At 49.2% G+C, this 3,554-nt stretch carries 4 protein-coding genes; 2 read left to right on the top strand and 2 right to left on the bottom strand.

Features of this window, described 5'->3' with window-relative positions:
* Window positions 1-249: 249 nt before the first annotated feature.
* Window positions 250-1,368, bottom strand: a complete 1,119-nt coding sequence (locus AB7S66_RS12100; protein ID WP_428520351.1) for a Gx transporter family protein — start codon at window positions 1,366-1,368, stop codon at window positions 250-252.
* A complete protein-coding gene (locus tag AB7S66_RS12095; protein WP_428520349.1) occupies window positions 1,352-1,729 on the bottom strand; it encodes a NusG domain II-containing protein in 378 nt (125 codons plus the stop codon). The genes AB7S66_RS12100 and AB7S66_RS12095 overlap by 17 nt, the downstream gene beginning before the upstream one ends.
* A gap of 227 nt (window positions 1,730-1,956) precedes the next feature.
* Here AB7S66_RS12095 and AB7S66_RS12090 point away from each other — a divergent pair, with 227 nt between their 5' ends.
* Both AB7S66_RS12090 and AB7S66_RS12085 read left to right on the top strand, forming a co-directional pair.
* Window positions 1,957-2,688: a response regulator transcription factor gene (locus AB7S66_RS12090; RefSeq protein WP_428520347.1), complete on the top strand. Its 732-nt coding sequence runs from the start codon at window positions 1,957-1,959 to the stop codon at window positions 2,686-2,688.
* A gap of 3 nt (window positions 2,689-2,691) precedes the next feature.
* Complete coding sequence (locus tag AB7S66_RS12085) at window positions 2,692-3,405, top strand: response regulator transcription factor (protein WP_428520345.1); 714 nt, start codon at window positions 2,692-2,694, stop codon at window positions 3,403-3,405.
* Window positions 3,406-3,554: the final 149 nt, after the last annotated feature.

The following is a 3,554-nucleotide window of genomic DNA, read 5'->3' as shown; positions in this document are numbered from 1 at the left end:
AGTTCTTTTTGTCCTGCAAAAAGCTCTTCGGTTTGTTTCTTATCAACCATGATGTACTCCTCGTTAGGTTTCTTGGCTATAATGTATAAAAAAATATCTAATAAGGTCAATACAATTTAAAAAATAAAAGGATAGTAATAACGTAAGAAAATGCACTAAATAACACATTAGTGCACATAAAAATGAAATAAACTGGAAAATATTAGAAATGAAATAACAATAGTACTAAATAATATTACTGTATAGAACTTAATATACAATCAAGCTAATGAGTGAGGCAGTTAGTACACCCAAAACAATGAAAAGGAACAATGGTATGTTGATTGGCTTCTTATGAACAATAGGAGATGTTTTATCGGTGTTTTTCCCACTTGCCGTGGCCTGCAGTGCCTGGTCCACTCGTTGTATGACAGAACCTTTGGTTTCACGGAAAGATCGGGTAAGCAAGCTGAAATAGGCAAGGGTGAGGGCAAGCAGTGTGCCGGCCTTGCCTTCTATCTTGGGGTTGCTTGCACTCAGGCTCTGGCTGGCTGAGAGGAGGGAAAGCAGGCGGAGAGCCTTGGTGAGGGCGATTGTCAGCGAGCCTTCGGTGAAGGCAAGCGTTCCCATGCTGAACAATACCTTCCCATTTGGTTCAAACAGACTTAATACCACCAGCGAGAAGATAAGCATGAGGGCTGGTAGGATTCTGATTCTTCTCCCTGCAACCCATTGCAGGAGATACATCAATGCGGTGATAACCGCAAGTGTGATGAGGCCCTTTGCGAGGAGGATGGCAACAATGGCTAGCAGAGAGGCAAAAAGCAGGTGTTTGTGAGGAACCTTCTCTTCGGTGGGAGGCATGGAGAGGGAAAGGGTTCCCTGTGCGAGTGCTTTTCCCGTAGTTCCCCTCTGCAGATAGATCTCAGCAAGCAATCCCAACGCAAAGCTGGTGACCATGCCGAGAGCAAGCATAAGCGGTGCGGCTATCCAGATGGAGGGACCATAGGCAACCCAGGAAGCAACCTGGAGTTGGGACAGATTGCTTACAAAGGCCCCAAGCAGGGAACAGCCAACAAGGCTGACCTTGAGTCCAAGGAGTTTCTTCGCCCCTTTCATGGCGATACCGCTGCTCAGGGTGCCAGCAAGGGAAATCAGGAAGAGGTAGGAGAAGAGTGTTCCGTTTACCATGCCTTGGCCGACTGCCTTGAGCAACAAGATGATGAAGAATGGACCGAATGACATGCCGTCGAGGATGATAAGGAGGGGGAGGTTTGCCAATCCCAAACGAAGGAAGGGGAGGGGCTTCGGAATGAGGTACTCCAAGGTGGAGAGCAGGAGGGTTGCAGCACTGATGAAGGCGATCTTTTTCTCAGTTTGCGACATCATCAACCTCCAGATTCTCGCTGCTGTTGCCTACGATGGTAAGCAATACCTGGTTTGGAAGGCACGCAATCCAGGAGTGTGCATTTGAAATAGGTTTCTGGAAGGTGCAACTTTTGGTGGGGCAGGCGGAGTCCTCGATGTGGGCGTGCCCATCCTCGATGACTACGAGGGTTTCCCCCAGCGGTCCGTGTACGGTAATCTCACGATCGACATCGAGACTGTAACGGTAGGTGGCTTCGCTGCTTTGGATCTGTACATACCCGCTTCCCCCGCTGGCGGTCTGCCTGCTGATGGCAACAAGGGCAAGGATGCAGAGGGCAAGGATGAGTGTGTCTCCAATGAGGGTCTTCCACCTGAGTTTCATTGGCCAAGTGTAGCGTGGAAGCCTAACCAGTGCAATAGACGGGTATTTTGCTCGGATATCTCCATGCGCATGCAGAATGGATGAATTGTGTGATTATCAGCTGTTGTATTTGACAGCCAGCACACATCCTGTCTATTATTACCATGAAATATGAAGATAATGTGGAGTTATGTGTTGAATCCACAAGAATGCTTGTCAGACGAGCAAAGGTATGGTGATGTTGCATTATGAAGATGATTTATATCGTTGACCCCATAAATGAGGATCGGGAAGGGGCAAAACAGTATCTCGAGCTTTCAGGATATGAGGTGCATGTATTTGAGGAATTGCATGCTGTGCAGGTGGCCATAAGCCGCCAGGTACCTGACTTGATGCTCCTGGAAGTACAGTTCTCCGATGGGGATGGTTTCAGCTATATCAAGAAACTGAAGCAGACCCATTCGTTTCCGGTCATCTTCGTGACAAGCAGGGTTGCTGAGAGTGATCGCATCCTGGGCTTTGAGTTGGGGGCTGACGACTATGTATGCAAGCCGTTCAGCTTCAAGGAGCTGGTGCTTAGGGTACACGCACTGTTCCGTCGTATTGATGTCAGTGTCTCCGCCTACCGGGGAGGTTCGACCTGGGTGTTGGCTGGGTCTGTACTTCAGTTTGATGAGGTAAGTCACCTCTTCACATTGGATGGTTCGCAGATACCGCTTACTGCTGCGGAGTGGAGGATTATGAGTTACTTGGTGAGCAACAGTGGGATCCTCATCACCCGCTCACAGATATTGGAGCACTGCTTTGACTATAGTTTTGAGTCGTATGACCGAATCGTCGATACCCATGTGAAGAATATGCGTGCGAAGATGGGACCCATGGGACCACAGTGGATCGAAACAGTCAGGGGATATGGTTACCGGTTTGCCGGTAAGAGTACTTCCAACCTTCCCGGGAAGGGAAGCGAAGGGCAGGAATAACCGATGGCAGAGACACAGGACCTTATATATATAGTAGAGGATCATGAAGTGATTCGTGAAGGGGTTCGCCAGTACCTTGAACTCTCGGGCTATCAAGTAAAAGGGTTTGGAACCCTCAGGGCGGTTCGTGAGGCTGTTGCCAGAGAGGTCCCATCCCTGCTTATCCAGGATGTCATGCTCCCTGACGGGGATGGCTTTGCTTTTGTGAAACAGCTCAAGGAGAAGTGTGACTGTCCGGTGATCTTCATGACTGCACGTAGTGAGGAGAGTGACAGGATCCTCGGGTTTGAACTCGGAGCTGATGACTATATCTCAAAGCCTTTCAGTCCCAAGGAGTTGGTACTCAGGGTACAGGCAGTGCTCAGGCGATACCGGAACAACAGTTACAGCCCAAGCGATGGCTTTCTATACGTCAATGACCACTCGATGCGCTTTGATGAGACCAATCACCAACTGCTGGTTGATGGTCAGGAGGTAGTCCTGACCGCCGCTGAGTGGAGGATCCTTGCATTCCTGATTGAAAACTCACATCATTTGGTTTCTCGTTCCCAGATTCTCGAGGAGTGTTTCGACTATGCTGTCGACTCCTATGAACGGGTGGTCGATACCCATATCAAGAATATCCGCTCCAAACTTGGAGACGGCCCCTGGATCGAGACGGTCCGTGGCTATGGGTACCGTTTTATCGGGCATGAGAAGGAAGGCACAGTGCTATGAGAAGACAGTTCGTAAGGCTCTTCTTGGGATTCGTATGGGTGGTTGCCGTAGTGGTGGGTATCCAGACTACGGTGTTCTTGGTGACTATCCACCACCAGCGAATCAATTGGACTGAGTCTGTCTTCCAGGACTATCTCTCTGCACTGAGT

Source organism: Sphaerochaeta sp. (assembly GCF_050178175.1).
Classification (GTDB): Bacteria; Spirochaetota; Spirochaetia; order Sphaerochaetales; family Sphaerochaetaceae; genus Sphaerochaeta.
The sequence above is the reverse complement of the archived record's forward strand: the minus strand, read 5'-3'. Positions and strand labels throughout refer to the sequence as shown.

Excerpts from the sequence above, each read along its gene's own strand:
- AB7S66_RS12085 (WP_428520345.1), top strand. The coding sequence starts at position 2,692 with ATGGCAGAGACACAGGACCTTATATATATAGTAGAGGATCATGAAGTG.
- AB7S66_RS12095 (WP_428520349.1), bottom strand. The coding sequence starts at position 1,729 with ATGAAACTCAGGTGGAAGACCCTCATTGGAGACACACTCATCCTTGCC.
- AB7S66_RS12100 (WP_428520351.1), bottom strand. The coding sequence starts at position 1,368 with ATGATGTCGCAAACTGAGAAAAAGATCGCCTTCATCAGTGCTGCAACC.
- AB7S66_RS12090 (WP_428520347.1), top strand. The coding sequence starts at position 1,957 with ATGAAGATGATTTATATCGTTGACCCCATAAATGAGGATCGGGAAGGG.